The organism is Neisseria sp. HMSC03D10, from assembly GCF_001807625.1.
GTDB classification, from domain to species: Bacteria; Pseudomonadota; Gammaproteobacteria; order Burkholderiales; family Neisseriaceae; genus Neisseria; species Neisseria mucosa.
Map to the genome: position 1 here is coordinate 31,390 of NZ_KV789510.1, position 266 is coordinate 31,655.

1 protein-coding gene is annotated in these 266 nt (G+C 55.6%); it reads right to left on the reverse strand.

Annotation, left to right across the window (positions count from 1 at the left end; translation table 11 throughout):
- Position 1 precedes the first annotated feature (1 nt).
- The coding region (locus HMPREF3066_RS13280; protein ID WP_210385689.1) for a hypothetical protein at positions 2-266 on the reverse strand (265 nt) is incomplete at its 5' end.

The window sequence follows — 266 nt, forward strand, 5'->3', positions numbered from 1 at the left end:
CCTAACCCTCTCCCACGGGGAGAGGGGACGGGTTGCCGCAGCCTCGCTGTTTGCCGCATAAACTTGAGTGCGGACTGCCATCGGTCTGAATCTTTGATTCTGCCGATCGATGCGTGTGCCTTCGGTGCTCCAAAAGGTCGTCTGAAAACGGAGCTTCTGAAATCGCAGCTTCAACGAAGTTAAAAATTTGCCTGAACCCTAAAAGCAGCCTGCAACCCAATCCCCTCTCCCAGTGGGAGAGGGCTAGGGAGAGGGCGGCAAACCAA